Origin of the sequence: Burkholderia theae (assembly GCF_048565265.1) — a bacterium.
Lineage (GTDB): Bacteria > Pseudomonadota > Gammaproteobacteria > Burkholderiales > Burkholderiaceae > Burkholderia > Burkholderia theae.
The window spans coordinates 2,064,204-2,079,262 of sequence record NZ_CP183461.1 but is presented as its reverse complement, the minus strand read 5'-3'; the positions used below and the strand labels follow the sequence as shown (position 1 = coordinate 2,079,262).

12 protein-coding genes are annotated in these 15,059 nt (G+C 68.8%); 5 read left to right on the top strand and 7 right to left on the bottom strand.

Annotated elements, in window-relative coordinates; translation table 11 throughout:
• Nucleotides 1-17 precede the first annotated feature (17 nt).
• Nucleotides 18-902: an MBL fold metallo-hydrolase gene (locus ACN22W_RS09825; RefSeq protein WP_419683885.1), complete on the bottom strand. Its 885-nt coding sequence runs from the start codon at nt 900-902 to the stop codon at nt 18-20.
• A 249-nt stretch (nt 903-1,151) separates the two neighbouring features.
• Between ACN22W_RS09825 and ACN22W_RS09820 the strand changes: the two genes are divergently transcribed.
• From ACN22W_RS09820 to ACN22W_RS09805, 4 genes are all read left to right on the top strand, one after another.
• Nucleotides 1,152-2,549, top strand: coding sequence for a sigma-54 interaction domain-containing protein (locus ACN22W_RS09820; protein ID WP_419683883.1), 1,398 nt, complete (start codon nt 1,152-1,154; stop codon nt 2,547-2,549).
• An 80-nt stretch (nt 2,550-2,629) separates the two neighbouring features.
• On the top strand, nt 2,630-3,157 hold the full coding sequence (locus tag ACN22W_RS09815) for a M949_RS01915 family surface polysaccharide biosynthesis protein (RefSeq protein ID WP_419683881.1): 528 nt from the start codon (nt 2,630-2,632) through the stop codon (nt 3,155-3,157).
• A gap of 160 nt (nt 3,158-3,317) precedes the next feature.
• Nucleotides 3,318-3,881 carry a DUF2975 domain-containing protein gene (locus ACN22W_RS09810; RefSeq protein WP_419683879.1) on the top strand — a complete coding sequence of 188 codons (564 nt, stop codon included), beginning with the start codon at nt 3,318-3,320 and terminating at the stop codon, nt 3,879-3,881.
• An 8-nt stretch (nt 3,882-3,889) separates the two neighbouring features.
• Nucleotides 3,890-4,114, top strand: coding sequence for a helix-turn-helix domain-containing protein (locus ACN22W_RS09805; protein WP_129514665.1), 225 nt, complete (start codon nt 3,890-3,892; stop codon nt 4,112-4,114).
• Nucleotides 4,115-4,327: 213 nt separating this feature from the next.
• Here the strand turns inward: ACN22W_RS09805 and ACN22W_RS09800 are convergent, their stop codons facing one another.
• The 4 genes from ACN22W_RS09800 to ACN22W_RS09785 all read right to left on the bottom strand — a co-directional run bounded on the left by ACN22W_RS09800 (nt 4,328) and on the right by ACN22W_RS09785 (nt 11,300).
• Nucleotides 4,328-5,356 (bottom strand): MerR family transcriptional regulator, encoded by a 1,029-nt coding sequence (locus ACN22W_RS09800; protein WP_129514664.1) that lies wholly within the window; start codon nt 5,354-5,356, stop codon nt 4,328-4,330.
• A 117-nt stretch (nt 5,357-5,473) separates the two neighbouring features.
• A complete protein-coding gene (locus ACN22W_RS09795; protein WP_419683876.1) occupies nt 5,474-7,042 on the bottom strand; it encodes an efflux transporter outer membrane subunit in 1,569 nt (522 codons plus the stop codon).
• 2 nt (nt 7,043-7,044) lie between these two features.
• Entirely contained in the window at nt 7,045-10,194 is a 3,150-nt protein-coding gene (locus ACN22W_RS09790; protein WP_419683874.1) for an efflux RND transporter permease subunit, read from the bottom strand.
• Nucleotides 10,191-11,300, bottom strand: a complete 1,110-nt coding sequence (locus ACN22W_RS09785; protein WP_419683872.1) for an efflux RND transporter periplasmic adaptor subunit — start codon at nt 11,298-11,300, stop codon at nt 10,191-10,193. Before ACN22W_RS09785 ends, ACN22W_RS09790 begins: the two co-directional genes overlap by 4 nt.
• A 179-nt stretch (nt 11,301-11,479) precedes the next feature.
• On the opposite strand from ACN22W_RS09785, the gene ACN22W_RS09780 reads away from it, so the two are divergent.
• Complete coding sequence (locus tag ACN22W_RS09780) at nt 11,480-12,100, top strand: TetR/AcrR family transcriptional regulator (RefSeq protein ID WP_129514660.1); 621 nt, start codon at nt 11,480-11,482, stop codon at nt 12,098-12,100.
• A gap of 21 nt (nt 12,101-12,121) precedes the next feature.
• Here ACN22W_RS09780 and ACN22W_RS09775 read toward each other — a convergent pair whose 3' ends face one another.
• Nucleotides 12,122-13,855: a ClcB-like voltage-gated chloride channel protein gene (locus ACN22W_RS09775; RefSeq protein WP_419687403.1), complete on the bottom strand. Its 1,734-nt coding sequence runs from the start codon at nt 13,853-13,855 to the stop codon at nt 12,122-12,124.
• Nucleotides 13,856-13,952: 97 nt separating this feature from the next.
• Complete coding sequence (locus tag ACN22W_RS09770) at nt 13,953-15,020, bottom strand: YeiH family protein (RefSeq protein ID WP_343492333.1); 1,068 nt, start codon at nt 15,018-15,020, stop codon at nt 13,953-13,955.
• Nucleotides 15,021-15,059: the final 39 nt, after the last annotated feature.

Genomic DNA, 15,059 nt, shown 5'->3' with positions numbered 1-15,059 from the left:
GTTGGGGGCGGCAGCGCTCAGATCGCGTCGAGCGGGATCTTCAGGTAGCGCACGCCATTGTTCTCGGGCTCGGGCAGGTGGCCGGCGCGCATGTTGACCTGCACGGACGGCAGCATCAGCACGGGCATCGCGAGCGTCGCATCGCGCGCGGTGCGCATCGCGACGAAATCGTCCTCGGTCACGCCGTCCTTCACATGCACGTTCGCGCGGCGCTGCTCGGCGACGGTCGTCACGAACTGCACGTCGCGGCCGCCCGGCTGGTAGTCGTGGCACAGGTACAGGCGCGTGTCGGGCGGCAGGCCGAGCACGCGCGCGATCGAGCGGTACAGCGTGCGCGCGTCGCCGCCCGGGAAGTCGCAGCGGGCCGTGCCGTAGTCGGGCATGAACAGCGTGTCGCCGACAAACGCCGCGCGCTGCGTCGCGTCGTCGACGCAGTAGGTCATGCATGCGGGCGTATGGCCCGGCGTGTGCAGCGCGCGGATCGTCAGCGCGCCGAGCGCGAGCGTGTCGCCGTCGTCGACGAGTTGGTCGAACTGGCGGCCGTCGTCCGCAAAGCCGGGGCCCGCGTTGAACAGCGTGCCGAACACGTGCTGCACGCGGCGCACGTGCGAACCGATCGCGATCCGGCCGCCGACCCGCGCCTTCAGGTAGGGCGCGGCCGACAGGTGGTCGGCATGCACGTGCGTTTCCAGCAGCCAGTGCACGGTCGCGCCGAGTTCGGCAACGCGGGCGATCAGCCGGTCGGCGCTGTCGGTGCGCGTGCGGCCGGATTTCGGGTCGTAGTCGAGCACGCTGTCGATCAGCGCACAGGCGCGGCTCGCCGTATCGAGCAGGAGATAGCTGACGGTGTGGGTCGCCGGGTCGAAAAAGCCTTCGACCGACAGCGTGGGGGCATGGCTCACGGGGTGTCCTCGATCGGGTTCTGCATCTGCAATCGGGATCTTTATCTCAAGAAACGTGCCAGCCGGCACCGCAACCCCGGTCGATGTGCCAGAGACTTGATTCGGCTCGGGTTTTCGGTGCGGCGTCGGCAATGCGCAGGCGTCGGCGGCACCGGGTTCAGGACATGGACTGCCATATCTGGCAGTGTCGTGGCAGAATTGGCAGTCTGCCTGGCAGTTCGTCCGGCAGCATCCTCACCGAGCGTCCGCATGAATCCGCACGACACCATCCCGATCGTTCCCGCGCCGCGCCACGACGCCATGCCCGACGTGCGCGCGCTCGTCGCGTATCTCGAGCAGGACCCGCAGCCGATGATCGTCGTCGATCCCGACTACCGCATCCTCGCGGCGAACGATGCGTACCGGCGCCAGTTCGGCGTGGCGGGCGTCGAGCACGTGGGCCGGCACTGCTTCCAGGTGTCGCATCACTACGACGTGCCGTGCGACCAGGCCGGCGAGCATTGCCCGATGAAGCAGGCGCTCGAATCGCGCGGGCTGAACCGCGTGCTGCACATCCACCACACGCCGCGCGGCCCCGAGCATGTCGACGTCGAGCTGCGGCCGATCTTCGATGCGTCCGGCAACGTGATCGCGTATGTCGAGCGGCTGACGACGGTGCGCAGCGCGTCCGCGCAGCCGAGCGCGGAGGGGCTCGTCGGCGGCGCCGAAGCGTTCAACGCGGCGCTCGGCGCACTGCAGCGCGTCGCGCCGTCGACGCTGCCGGTGCTGCTGCTCGGCGAATCGGGCACCGGCAAGGAGCTGTTCGCACGCGCGCTGCACGAGGCGAGCGATCGCGCGATGGGGCCGTTCGTCGTCGTCGATTGCTCGGGGATCGCCGAGACGCTGTTCGAGAGCGAACTGTTCGGCTATGAGAAGGGCGCGTTCACCGGCGCGAACCAGCGCAAGCCGGGCCTCGTCGAGACCGCGCAGGGCGGCACGCTGTTTCTCGACGAGATCGGCGACGTGCCGCTGCCGATGCAGGTGAAGCTGCTGCGGCTGATCGAATCGGGCACGTTCCGGCGCGTCGGCGGCGTCGAGGCGCTGCGCGCGGATTTCCGGCTCGTCGCGGCCACGCACAAGCCGCTGCGCGAGATGATCGACGACGGCCGGTTCCGGCAGGATCTCTATTACCGGATCAACGCGTTTCCGATTCCGTTGCCGGCGCTGCGCGACCGGCGCGGCGACGTCGCGCTGCTGGCCGAATCGATCCTGCGGCGGATCGCGAACGCGCGCACCGGCGCGGGCGACGCGAGCGCCCGGCCGTTCGCGGCCCGGCCGTTCGTGCTGACCGAGCGTGCGCGTGCGTGTCTCGATGCGTATGCATGGCCCGGCAACATCCGCGAATTGCGCAACGTGCTCGAACGCGCGTGCCTGTTCGCGGACGACGGGACGATCCGGGTCGAGCATCTGCCGGCGGAACTGGTCGCCGCCTCGGCGGTGCCGCAGGACCGCGCGGCGGATGTGCGCGGCGTGTCGGACGCGGAACTCGTGCGCATCGCGCGCACGTTCGACGGCACGCGCAAGGCGCTTGCCGAGCAGGTCGGGATGAGCGAGCGGACGTTGTACCGGCGAATGAAGGCACTTGGGCTCGGGTCGCGCGACCGGTAAGCAGCATGGGCGCCAGGCGCCGCTGGCAGCGGCAGGCGGCTTTGCCGATAATGGCGCGTTCGATCCAGCCCCTATCGCCAATGAAGAGACACCTCCTTTCGCCTTGCCTGTTCGTCGCAGCCGCTGCGCTGGCCAGCCCGGCACCGGCCGCCGAATACACATGGACCGATGCGGCCGGCGCGCATGCGGTGACGCTCGTCAGAACCGCGTCCGGCGACGACGTCGCGCTCAAGGTCTCCGCGACGCTCGACGGCCGCCCCGACTGGACGGTGCGCGATTACGTGAAGGAATGCCCGGTCGACGTGATCCTCGACGTCGTGCCCGCGTCGATCGAAATGCGCGACCTGCTCGGCAACGGCCGCAAGCAGTTCCTGTTCGCGTACAAGATCGGCTGCCGCGGCGACATCAGCGCCGATCAGGTCAAGTACTTCCTGGTCGACGGCGGCACGAAGTACGTGATGCGCGGCGAGGAAACCGTGACGGTCAAGGGCAAGTTCTCGGACGGCGGCGCGCCCCCGGTGCCGAATGCGGACCTGAAGGCCCATCCCGCGTTTCTGCACTACATGACGAAGCATTGGCACGGGATCAGCGTGCGCAACTACGAGTAGGCGGCTGCGTGGCCGCCGCGGCGCGTGCGAAGCCGGTTCGGCTACGCGGCGAGAGTCCGTTGCACGATAAAAAATCATGGCGAAACGACGATTAATTATCGTTTTACGATAATTATCGGCGTACAATCGGCGCGTGTTCAATCTCCGTCGAGGACCTCGCATGCATTCCGATCGCATCGCCCGTATCAGCCAGCGGATGGCCGCCGTCACGCTGTGGTTCATCGTCGCCATGCTGGCGCTCAACGCCGCTTGCTGGGCGTTTCCGTCGCTGAGCGCGGCCGACTCCGGGCCCGGTTTCGTATTCGGCCTGACGGACTCGGTGATGTCGAACCTGCGCGTGGATGTCGCCGCATTCCCGTGGTGGCAAAAGGCGGTCGGCATCCTGTTGTCGAGCGTGCCGCTCGTCGCGCTCGCGAACGGGCTGCGTCATCTGCGCGCGCTGTTCCGGACTTACGCGCGCCGCGACTATTTCTCCGCGCAGGCGGCCGGCCATCTCGGCAAGACGGGCCGCGCGATCGGCCTGTGGGTGTTGCTGAGCCTGCTGTGCGAACCGCTGCTGAGCGTGTGGGCGACGATGCGCGAGCCGGTCGGCCATCGCGTGGTCAGCATCGGCTTCAGCATGCCGTACGTCGTTGCGCTGTTTACCGCGGCCTGCATCGCGGTCGTCGCGCACATTCTCCGGCAGGCGAGCGAGCTCGACGCCGAACATCGGCAGTTCGTCTGAGGCGCGCCATGTCGATCGTAGTCAAGCTCGACGTGATGCTCGCGACCCGCAAGGTCCGCTCGAAGGATCTCGCGGCGGCTGTCGGCATCACCGAACAGAACCTGTCGCTGCTCAAGCAAGGGAAGGTCAAGGGCATCCGCTTCGCGACGCTCGAGGCGATCTGCCGTTATCTCGACTGCCAGCCCGGCGACCTGCTCGCGTTCAGCGATGACGGCGTCAGCGAGCCGGATTGACGCATCGTCACGGCGCGCCGCGATACCATCGACGCCAGGCTGGCGACGGGGATGTCGGGCGCGCGCCGCATCGACTGCCGGAACGCGCATGCAAGCGCCGGCCTCCTTGCGTTGCCGATGCCGGCACGGGATGCGGTTCGCGATACCGGCTGCAAGGGGTGACGCGGGCGGCCGGATCGGTAACCCGCATGCCGCCCGCCACGCCATTCCCGATCAGCGCGCAGGCGCAAGCTGCGCCATCGCCTCGCGCATGAAACCGAGCAGCGTCTCGTCGACCCACGTGTCCTTCGTCAGCTGCGGCTCGTTCATCATCGCGTGGCGGAATTTCGCGTGCGTGGCCGGATCGTTGCCCGCGTAACTGCAGAACAGGTCGAGCCAGCGACGCGCGAGCGCACGTCCTTCCGGCGAATCGGGCTGCGCGCCCGATTCGATCGCGTCGCGCACGTCGCCCATCAGTTGCGGCCAGTCCATCGCGCGTTCGCCGTAGTGCGCCCGCATGAAGCGGATCTCGTCCGGGGCAAGATACTTCTCGAAGATCCGCATCTTCGTTTCCGAAGCCGCGCGCAGCACGTAGTCGCGCAGCGCGGTCGAAATGCCGATCTTCGACTGCATCGCGGGTTCGTGTTCGTGCATCAGGTTCAGCTTCGCCAGCAGCCGCGGGTCGTTGTTCGTGTCGCGCACGAGCATCGCCATCCAGCGACCGGCGAGCGCACGGGCGCGCTCGTCCTCGGGCGGCACGCCCGCGTCGTGCAGCGCGCGCACGTCGTCGACGAGCGCGATCCATTCCGCGTCGCCCGTCTGGCTCTTGCGGTACATCGGCATGCTGGCGAGTTCTGCCTCGGAGAAATATTTGTCGTACACGGTCATCAACTCCAGTGTGGTGAGCCAATCGGCCAGTTCCGGCTCGGTGCCCGCGGCGAGCTGCGCGTGCAGGTGCACGAGCCGCTCGCGCAGCTGCGCGGTCTGCGCGAGCTGGCGGTCGAGCGACGCGATCTGCTTCGCGACGAGATCGACGAGCGGGGCGTCGGGCTGGTTCAGGTAGTCGCCGATTTCGGTGAGCGACAGTCCGAAGCGACGCAACGCCTGGATCTGGTGGAGCCGGGCGATGTCGTGGCGGTCGTACAGCCGGTAGCCGTTGTCGGCACGCGCCGAAGGCGTCAGCAGACCGATCGCGTGATAGTGATGAAGCGTGCGGACGGTCAGCCCGCTGCGTTTCGCCAGTTCTCCCACTTTCAGTCGCATTCGTTCCTCCGTTCGGTACGCACACTGGAGTCTCGAACGTTACGCTACGTGAGGGTCAAGCGGAAGATCGGAAATCGGGCGCGCCGGAGATCGCGCGCGCCCGATCGAAAGGCCGGCTTATTGCGGCGAAGGCGGGGTGTCGGGCGTGGCGGCGCGCGCTTCGTTGCCGGTTGCGCTGTCACCGGCCGCCTTGTCGGCGGTTTTGCCGGCTTTGTCGGCCTTGCCGGCCGGCGGCGTGCCCATCGCCTGATAGAGCCGCGCGGTATCCGCGAACCGCGCGCCGGTCGCGCGGATCTCGTCGAGCCGCGCGTTGCGGTACTGCAGTTCGCTGGCACGCGCGGCCGACGGCGGCAGCGCGCCGAGCCGCACGCGGGCGGCCGCGTCGTCGTACGCGCCGCGTGCGGACAGCGCGGCGCGGGACGACGCGTCGAGCGCCTCGGCATCGTGTTCGAGCGCCGCGAGCGAATCGGCGACGTTCTGGAACGCGCCGAGCACGGCTTGCTTGTACTGGTCGACCGCGGCTTCATAGGTGGCCTTGGCCGCGCGGCGCTGCGCGAACAGCGCGCCGCCGTGGAAGATCGGCTGGCTCAGCGACGCGCCGACGTTCCAGATCGCGCCGGCGCCCGACAGCATCGTCGGCCAGCTGAAGCCGCCCTGGCCCATCGCCGCCGACAGCGACAGCTGCGGGAACATCTGCGCGGTCGCGACGCCCACTTCGGCCGCGGCCGCCTTCAGCCCCGCGTCGGCCGCCTGGATGTCCGGGCGGCTTTGCAGCAGGTCCGACGGCACCACGACGGGCACCTGCTCGGGCAGGTGCAGATCGGCGAGCGTGAGATCGGCCGGCGGCCGGTCGGGCGTGCGGCCGACCAGCACCGCGAGCGCATGGCGCGCCGAGTCGCGCTGCTGGCGCAGCGCGGGCAGGCTTGCCGCGAACGTGTCGGCGCTTTGCCGCGCGGTCAGCGCGTCGCTGCGCGACGCCGAGCCGAGCGCGTACCGGCGTTCGGCGTCGTGCGCCTGGTCGTTCGAGAGCGCGACGAGCCGCTCGGTCGTATTGATCTGCGCGTTGAGCACCGACACCGTGATCGACGCGGTGACGATGTTCGCGGCCAGCGCGCGCCGCGCGGATTCGAGCTGGAACGCGCTGACGTCGACGCGTTTCGCGAGCGCGCGGTTGGCGAAGCGGGAGACGCCGAACAGATCGATCGTGTAGCTCGCCTGCAGTTGCCCGACGAACGTGTCGTACAGCAGCGTCGGCGCGCCGAGCGCGGGAATCGGCACGCCGAGTGCGCGCTGACGCGTGGCCTGGCCGACCGCGTCGATCGACGGCAGCATCGAGCTGCCGATCTGCGCGCGCAGCTGTTCGCGCGCGGCATCCAGCGAGTGCGACGCCGCACCGAGCGTCGGGCTGTTGCGCAGCCCTTCGTCGACGAGCGCGTTCAGCGAATCGGAACGGTACTGCTTCCACCAGTCGGGCACGGGTTGCGCGCCGACCTCGAACTGCTGCGCGACGCCTTGCGCGGACACGGTTTGCTGGACTTGCGGCGCGGTGCCGTAATGCGCGGGCGACGGCATCGCGGGCGGCTCGCCGCTCGGCGCGAACCACGCGCAGCCGGCGAGCGGGCCGACGAGGCTCGCGGCCGCGAGCGCCCGCACGGCTTTCGTTTTCAGGTTCATCGATACGTCCATGATCAGGCTCCCGACGGCGCGGCCGGCGTGCTGCCGCCTGGCGGCGGACCGTCCTGCGGGTCGCGTTCGTCGCGCTTCACGCGGAACCACGTCGCGTACAGCGCGGGCAGGTAGAACAGCGTCAGCACGGTTGCGCTCGTGATGCCGCCCATCAGCGCGGTCGCCATCGGCCCGAAGAAGTTCGAGCGCAGCAGCGGGATCAGCGCGAGCACGGCGGCCGCGGCCGTCAGCGTGATCGGGCGGAAACGCCGCACGGTCGCGCCGATGATCGCGTCGACCCGGCCGTGGCCGACCGCGATGTCCTGCTCGATCTGGTCAACGAGGATCACCGAGTTGCGCATGATGATCCCGAACATCGCGATCACGCCGAGCATCGCGACGAAGCCGAACGGCTGGCCGAACAGCAGCAGCGTCGCGACCACGCCGATCAGTCCGAGCGGCGCGGTCAGCACGACCATCAGCACGCGCGAGAAGCTCTGCAACTGGATCATCAGCAGCGTGAACACGGCGATCGCCATCAGCGGCATTTGCGCATTGATCGACGTCTGCGCCTTCGCGCTTTCCTCGACCGAGCCGCCGATGTTGATCTGATAGCCGACCGGCAACTGCGCGCGCAGCGCGTTCAGCTTCGCGTCGATCGCATGCGTGACGTCGATGCCCTGCGCGCCGGCGCGCACGTCCGACTGCACGGTGATGGTCGGCTGGCGATCGCGCTCCCACACGACGCCGTATTCGAGCGTCGGCTTGAAGCGGCCGAGCGAGCCGAGCGGCACCGGGCCGTTCGGCGTCGGCAGCGCGAGGCCCGCGAGCTTCGCGGGGTCGACGCGATCGGCCCGCGGCGCGCGCAGGTCGACCGCGATCAGCTTGTCGCGCTCGCGGTACTGCGTGACGGTCGTGCCGGACAGCGTCATCGCGAGAAAGCTCGACACGTCCTGCGACGTGACGTTCAGCTCGCGTGCCTTCTTCTGGTCGATCTCGAAGCGCACCGAGCGCTCGGCGGGTTCATCCCAGTCGAACTGCACGTTCACGGCACGCGCGTCGCCGCGCATCGTCGCCGCGACCTTCTCGGCGATCGAGCGGACCGTCGCGATGCTGTCGCCGCTCACGCGGAACTGCACCGGATAGCCGACCGGCGGGCCGTTCTCGAGCCGCGACAGGCGCCAGCGTACGGCCGGGAACTGGTCGCGCAGCGTGGTTTCGAGCCAGGTCGCGAGCTTTTCGCGATCCTCGACCGATTTCGCGGTGATCACGAACTGCGCGAAGTTCGGCAACTGAAGCTGCTGGTCGAGCGGCAGGTAGAAGCGCGGCGCGCCGCTGCCGACGAAGTTCACCGAATGATCGATCTCGGGGCGCTTGTCGATCACCTTCTCGAGGCGCTCGGTTTCGCGCAGCGTAGCCGCGAACGACGCGCCCTCGGGCAGTCGCAGGTCGACCAGCAGCTCGGGCCGGTCGGAACTCGGGAAGAACTGCTGCGGTACCAGCGAGAAGCCCATCAGCGCCACGACGAACAGCGCGCCCGTGATCAGCAGCACGACGAAGCGCCGCTCGATGCACCAGTCGATCCAGCCGCGCAGCCGCCGGTAGAAGCGCGTGTCGTAGATGTCGTGCTCGTGGTCGTCGGGCAGGTGTGCCTCGTGCGCGTGCCGCTTGCGTTCGGGCAGCAGGTGGAAGCCCAGCAGCGGGATCAGCACGACGGCCGCGAACCACGACGCGATCAGCGCGATCGCCGACACCTCGAAGATCGAGCGCGTGTATTCGCCGGTGCTCGATTTCGCGAGCGCGATCGGCAGGAAGCCCGACACGGTGACGAGCGTGCCCGTCAGCATCGGGAACGCGGTGCTGGTGTACGCGAACGCGGCGGCGCGCGCGCGGCTGTAGCCCTGTTCGAGCTTCACGGCCATCATCTCGACCGCGATGATCGCGTCGTCGACGAGCAGCCCGAGCGCGAGCACGAGCGTGCCGAGCGACACCTTGTGCAGCCCGATGTCGAACAGGTACATGAAGAGGGCCGTCACCGCGAGCACGACGGGAATCGAGATCACGACGACCATCCCGGTGCGCAGGCCGAGCGACACGAGGCTCACGACCAGCACGATCGCGACGGCTTCGGCGACGGCCTCGAGGAAGTCGTCGACCGAATGCGCGACCGCGTGCGGCATGCTCGACACCAGGGTCAGCTTGAGACCGGCCGGCAGTTGCGCCTGCAGGTTCTTCGATTCGGCGTCGAGCGCCTTGCCGAGCCGGATCACGTCGCCGCCCGGCTGCATCGTCACGCCGATGCCGAGCACGGCCTTGCCGGCCGCCCGCATCTGCGTGATGACCGGATCGTCGTAGCCGCGCCTGACCGTCGCGAGATCGCCGAGCCGGAACGTGCGGCCGTTGATGCGGATCAGCGTATCGGCGATCGCGTCGACATTGTCGAACTGGCCGCTCGGACGCACGAACACGCGATCGTCGGCGGTCGTCAGCACGCCGGCCGACGAGATGTCGTTCTGCGCGTTGATCGCCTGCCCGAGCTGCTGCGGCGAGATGCCGAGGCGCGTGAGCTGCGCGTTGTTGACCTCGATGAAGATCCGCTGGTCGGGGTCGCCGAAATAGTCGACCTTGCCGACGCCCGGCACGCGCAGCAGCACGGTGCGCAGCTGGTCCGCATAGTCGTGGAGCTGCGCGGGCGAGAAGCCGTCGCCCTCGAGCGTCCATATGTTGGTGTAGACGTCGCCGAATTCGTCGTTGAAGAACGGGCCCTGCACGCCGGGCGGCAGCGTGTAGCCGATGTCGCCGACCTTCTTGCGGATCTGGTACCAGGTATCGGGCACGTCCTTCACGGGCGCCGAATCCTTCATCGTGAAGAAGATCAGCGATTCGCCGGGGCGCGAGTAGCTGCGCAGGAAATCGATGGCCGGCGTTTCCTGCAGCTTGCGGCCGATCCGGTCGGTCACCTGTTCCTGCACCTGCCGCGCGGTCGCGCCGGGCCAGAACGTACGGATCACCATCACGCGGAACGTGAACGGCGGGTCTTCGGACTGGGCGAGCCGCGTGTACGCGAGGATGCCCGCGAGCGTCGCGAGCGCGATCAGGTAGACGACGAGCGCCTGGTGGCGCAGCGCCCACGCCGACAGGTTGAACCGGCCTTCTTCGTGGGGGGTGCTCACGATGCGAAGTCCTCCGGATGCAACGGCGCGATCGGGCGCACCTTCTCGCCGGCGCTGACCGTATGCACGCCCTGCAGCACGACGCGTTCGCCCGGCTGCAGCCCGTGCGACACGGTCACCGTGCGTTCGTTGAAGCGCGCGACGTCGACGCGGCGCAATTCGAGCGTGTCGTCCTTCGTACGCACGACCCACACGGCCGGTTGCGCGCCGTCGTGGAACAGCGCGGTCGCGGGCAGCGTGATCGGTTGCGCGTCGCCGGCGGCCGGCGCGCCGTCGAATGCGACGCTGGCGGTCATCCCGAGGCGGATCGCCGGATCGGGCGCGGCGAGCGTGAGCTTCACGCGATACGTGCGGCTTTGCGGATCGGCGGCCGGCGCGATTTCGCGCACCTTCGCGGCGAACTGGCGGCCCGGCAGCGACGGCAGCGTGACGGTCGCCGTGTGGCCGGGCGCGAGCGACGCGAGCGCGGCCTCGGGCACGTCGCTGACGACGTCGACGTCGCCGGACCACGCGAGCTGGTAGACGGCCTGGCCGGCCGACACGTTCTGGCCGGTGTCGGCCTGTTCGGCGGTGATGTAGCCGGCATGATCGGCGACGAGCGTCGCGTAGCGGAGCTGGTTCTTCGCGAGCGCGAGCTGCTGCTGAGCCTGGTCGCGTTGCGCGAGCGCCGACGTGTAGCTGTTCTCGGTCTGCTCGAGCTGCGCGGTCGCGATCAGGTTTTCGCGTGCCTGCGCGCGATCGCGGTCGAGCTGCTGCTTCGCGAATGCGAGGCTGTGCGTCGCGGCATCCAGCTGCGCCTGCGCGCTTGCGGCGTTTTTCTCGACGTCGGACGGATCGAGCAGTGCGACGACCTGGCCGACCTTGACCGTATCGCCGAGGCGCACCTTGCGCTCGACGATCTTGCCGGCGATGCGGAACGACAGCGGCGTCGCGTAGCGCGGCTGGATCTCGCCGGGGAGCGTGCGTGCGGCCGCCGCGTCGTCGGCGTGCGCGGGCAGCGCGACGACGGGGCGTGGCGCGGGCGGCGCGGATTCTTTCGGATGACAGGCGGCAAGGACAAGCGCGGCGCCGATCAGCAGCGCGGCGCGGGAACCGGAGCGATTCACGAAACCCCCAGGTGAGGTGGAGCGGAACGAAGCCGGCAAGCGCGGCGGGCGCTTGCCCCAAGCGGCGCCGGCACGGGCGCGCGGACAACATCTTTCGGAAACTGTGGCGGATTCTAATACACACCTGTATCCGAATGCAAAGATGAATCCGAAAGGGAATTGGTGCTAGACTGCGCGCCATGAAACCACAGCGCTTAACTCGCGAGCAGAGCAGGGACCAGACGCGTGAACGTCTGCTGAAAGCCGCGCACCGTATTTTTCTGAAGAAAGGCTATGTGGCCGCGAGCGTCGAGGACATCGCGGCCGCGGCCGGCTATACGCGCGGCGCGTTCTACTCGAATTTCCGCAGCAAGTCGGACCTGCTGCTGGAGCTGCTCGAGCACGACCACGCGTCGGTGCGGGCCGATTTCGAGGCGATCTTCGAAGGAGGCGGGCCGCGCGAGCAGATGGAATCGATGGCGCTTGCGTACTACCGGACGCTGTTTCGCGACGACGAATACTCGCTGCTGTGGGGCGAGGCGAAGCTGCAGGCGGCGCGCGACGCGAAGTTCCGCGTGCGCTTCAACCAGTTCCTGCATGGCAAACGCATGCAGATGGCCGAATTCATCCAGCGCTTTGCCGAGCGTGCGGGCACGCCGCTGCTGCTGCCGGCGGACACGCTCGCGTTCGGGCTGATGTGCCTGTGCGACGGCGTGCAGTCGTACTACACGGCTGATCCGCAGCACGTGTCGGCCGACACGGCCGAAGCGGTGCTCGCGGGGTTCTTCGCGCGGGTCGTGCTGGGGCGCGCGCCGGACTGAACGGGAAAGCGGGCTCGCGGGTCAGCGCTCGCCGGTCATCCGGCGGTACGCGTCGAGCAGCGACGTCTTGTAGACCACCCCCGCGAGCGTCGGCTCGGCCTCGCTTTCGATCACCGGCAGCCGTTCGCCCTGGAACGCCATGAAGCGTTCGAGCGCGGTGGCCAGCGGCATGTCGGGCGTGAGGAGCGGAAACGGCGTATGCGCGTAGTGCGCGGCCGTCTTGTCGGTCGTGTCGCGCTTGTCGAGCAGGTCCGACGTGATGTCCTTCAGCGCGACCGCGCCGCGGAAGCGCCCGGCATCGTCGGTCACGTACAGGTACTTCACCGGATATTCGAGAAACACGCGCGTCATGTCGGCGACGCTCGCCGTGAGCGGCACGACCGTCTGCGCGGGCTGGATCAGTTCGCGCATCTGCGTGGTGCGCAGCCGCAGCCGTTCCTGCGCGTCCTGGTAGTGGTGCAGCGTGATCTCGTACATCGACGTCGTGCCCGTCGCGCGCGCGACGAAATACGCGAACACGCACGACACCAGCAGCGGCAGCACGACCTGGTAGCTCAGCGTCATCTCGAAGATCATCAGGATCGCCATCAGCGGCGCCTGCGTGGCGCCCGCCATGAACGCGCCCATCCCGACGATCGCGTACGCGAAATACGCGGACGTATGGCCGGGCCACAGCGCTTCCATCGCGAGCCCGAACAGCGAACCGAACACCGCGCCGACGAACAGCGTCGGCGTGAAGACGCCGCCGATCGCACCCGAGCCGACCGTCGCGGAAGTCGCGATCACCTTGAACACGAGCACCGCGACGAGCGCCTGCCAGGTCCACGGCGAATGCAGGATGTTGTTCACGACGCTGTAGCCGTTGCCCCACACGTCCGGCGTCCACACCGAGATCACGCCGACCACGAGGCCGCCGAGCGCGAGCCGCACGGGCAGCGGCATGGGCAGCCGCTTGAACTGGTTCTTCGACGCGTCGAGCAGGTGCAGGAACTGCGGCGCGAGCACGCCGCACAGCGCGCCGAGCACGACGAACAGCAGCACCTCGGGGCCCGTGACGGTCGGGAACACCGGCATCTCGTACGGCGGCCGGTAGCCGGCGAATTCGCGCATCACGATGTTCGCGACGACCGACGCGACGACCATCGGCCCGAAGCTTTCCATCGCGATCGTGCCGAGCACGATTTCCGACACGAAGAACGCGCCGGCGATCGGCGCGTTGTAGGCGGACGTGATGCCGGCGGCGGCTCCGCAGGCGACCAGCAGGCGCAGGCGCGGCGGATCGAAGTGCACGAAGCGGCCGACCAGCGACGCGGCGAGTGCCGCGAGCTGCACCATCGGGCCTTCGCGGCCGATCGAGCCGCCGCTGCCGATCGTCAGCAGCGACGACACGCTGCGCCACAGGCTCTGCCGCACGGGCACGATGCCGTTGCCGAGCGCGACGGATTCCATGTAGTCGGTCTTGCCGGAAGCCTTGTCGCCGCGCGTCGCGAGCAGCAGCACGCAGCCGGCGAGGAAGCCGCCCGCGGCCGGCATCCAGAACCGCACGTACCACGGCAGGCTCTTCGCCATCTGGACGAAACTGCCGCTGCGCCCGGAGATCAGGTGCTGCATCAGGTCGATGCCTTCGCGGAACGCCATGGTGGCAAAGGCGCCGCCGACGCCGACGATGGCCGACCAGATCAGCATCGTATGGGCGTCCGACAGGCGGAACAGCGTTTGGGCGCGAGTGCGCAGCTTCAGCAGGAACGAGAGCACGGCTGAAAGAGGGCGATGGAAAACGACGCGAAGCATAGCACTGCGCCGCGCCCGCGGGACCATCCCGTCGGGCGCGGCGCGCGAAGTGTTGCGGGGCTCAGCCAAGCCAATGTTGTACCGCCCAGGTGATCCCGTAGCCGCCGGCGATCAGCCACACGTACAGGATCAGGCCGGTCATCAGCGCGCGGGGGCCGGCCGCGCGGATCTGCGACACGCGCGTTTCGATGCCGAGCGCGGTCATCGCCATCGTCAGCGCGAAGGTGTCGAGCACGTTCAGCGTGTGGGTGACCTGACCCGGCAGCACGTTCAGCGAGTTGACGATCACGAAGCCGAGGAAGCCGAGCGCGAACCAGGGCACGGCCACCTTGCGCTTGCCTTGCGCGCCGCCGGCCGTCGCACGCGCCGAACGGGCGAGCCACCAGCCGAGCACCAGCAGCACGGGGACCAGCAGCATCACGCGCGTCATCTTGACGATCGTCGCGATGTGCGCGACCTGCGGGCTGATGTCGCTCGCCGCGCCGACCACCTGCGCGACCTCGTGGATCGTGCCGCCGAAGAACAGGCCGAGGCCGGCCGGATCGAGGTTCAGCAGCCCGGCGTGGTACGCGATCGGGTACAGGAACATCGACAGCGTGCCGAACAGCACGACGCTGCCCACGGCCATCGCGCTCTGGTGCGGCTTCGACTGCAGCGTCGACTCGAACGCGAGCACGGCGGCCGCGCCGCAGATCGCGCTGCCGGCGGCGGTCAGCAGCGCCGCGTCGCGGTCGAGCTTCATCAGCTTCATGCCGGCCCAGGTGCCGATCACGAGCGTGCTGACGACGACCAGTACCGAGACCGTCAAGCCCGGCAGCCCGACCTGCGCGATTTCCTGCAAGCTCACGCGCAACCCGAAGAACGCGACCGCGATGCGCAGCAGCTTGCGCGCGGAGAAGTTGACGCCGGCCGCCCAGCTGGCCGGCATGCCGTCGCGCAGCGCATTGCCGTACAGCGCGCCGGCGACGATGCCGACGATCAGCGGCGACAGGCCGAGGCCCGCGATCGCGGGGAGCTCGGACAGGCTCGTGACGGCGGCGGCGAACAGCGCAACGAACAACACGCCGTTCAATTGGCCGCGCATCGACGGCGCGGCGTGGCTGAGATGAGGTGTCGGGGCTGTGGACATGGAAGCACCGTGATGGAGCATGTTGCGATGCTGTAATCC

Excerpts from the sequence above, each read along its gene's own strand:
- ACN22W_RS09820 (WP_419683883.1), top strand. The coding sequence starts at position 1,152 with ATGAATCCGCACGACACCATCCCGATCGTTCCCGCGCCGCGCCACGAC.
- ACN22W_RS09815 (WP_419683881.1), top strand. The coding sequence starts at position 2,630 with ATGAAGAGACACCTCCTTTCGCCTTGCCTGTTCGTCGCAGCCGCTGCG.
- ACN22W_RS09810 (WP_419683879.1), top strand. The coding sequence starts at position 3,318 with ATGCATTCCGATCGCATCGCCCGTATCAGCCAGCGGATGGCCGCCGTC.
- ACN22W_RS09805 (WP_129514665.1), top strand. The coding sequence starts at position 3,890 with ATGTCGATCGTAGTCAAGCTCGACGTGATGCTCGCGACCCGCAAGGTC.
- ACN22W_RS09800 (WP_129514664.1), bottom strand. The coding sequence starts at position 5,356 with ATGCGACTGAAAGTGGGAGAACTGGCGAAACGCAGCGGGCTGACCGTC.
- ACN22W_RS09795 (WP_419683876.1), bottom strand. The coding sequence starts at position 7,042 with ATGGACGTATCGATGAACCTGAAAACGAAAGCCGTGCGGGCGCTCGCG.
- ACN22W_RS09780 (WP_129514660.1), top strand. The coding sequence starts at position 11,480 with ATGAAACCACAGCGCTTAACTCGCGAGCAGAGCAGGGACCAGACGCGT.
- ACN22W_RS09770 (WP_343492333.1), bottom strand. The coding sequence starts at position 15,020 with ATGTCCACAGCCCCGACACCTCATCTCAGCCACGCCGCGCCGTCGATG.